The organism is Vibrio agarilyticus (genome assembly GCF_012641465.1).
Classification (GTDB): domain Bacteria; phylum Pseudomonadota; class Gammaproteobacteria; order Enterobacterales; family Vibrionaceae; genus Vibrio; species Vibrio agarilyticus.
Map to the genome: position 1 here is coordinate 1 of NZ_JABAIK010000065.1, position 562 is coordinate 562.

1 protein-coding gene is annotated in these 562 nt (G+C 35.1%); it reads right to left on the minus strand.

Annotated elements, in window-relative coordinates:
* Positions 1 to 44: 44 nt before the first annotated feature.
* Positions 45 to 395, minus strand: coding sequence for a hypothetical protein (locus HGP28_RS19025; RefSeq protein ID WP_168837988.1), 351 nt, complete (start codon positions 393 to 395; stop codon positions 45 to 47).
* Positions 396 to 562: the final 167 nt, after the last annotated feature.

Below are 562 nucleotides of genomic sequence, written 5' to 3' on the forward strand. Positions count from 1 at the left end.
GCCGACAACAGGTATTATGGTAAATACTCGACTAACTACGTGTTCTACTGTTTGTCGGTTTTAGTTAACCCGCAGGTCGTCTTAACGATAATGTAGCCGTTATTTTTAACTAATAAGGTCATATTGTTAACGTCAGGCATAATAAAAGACATTATGGCCTCAGAGTTATCATCAGAAGCAGCTCTCTGCATTACTACTTCGATTCCCTTTTCTTTGAATCTATAAGTATCCAGTTGCCTATTAAACTTAGAAAGACCTACAACCATACTTAGTTTGTTATCTTTAACAGTAAGAGATGCTTCCTGAGTACCATTACATCGGTAGTAAGCGGTGTAACCGTCAGCAAAAGATCGACCGGGGAATATAAATGCTAGGAACGCAATTAACCAATACATAGTTGAGAATCTTGGTATTACACATTTCACTATCCTCTCTTTCATTTTTCGTTCACCATACTTTGTTATCTGATTTTTAATTTTTCTATTTTATAAACCAAGTCTCTACCAAAAAGGCGAAAATTATCCTCAAATAATAATAATTGTTTAAGAACATCCATGAAAGC

Coding starts and splice junctions, on each gene's coding strand:
- HGP28_RS19025 (WP_168837988.1), bottom strand. CDS start 395: ATGTATTGGTTAATTGCGTTCCTAGCATTTATATTCCCCGGTCGATCT.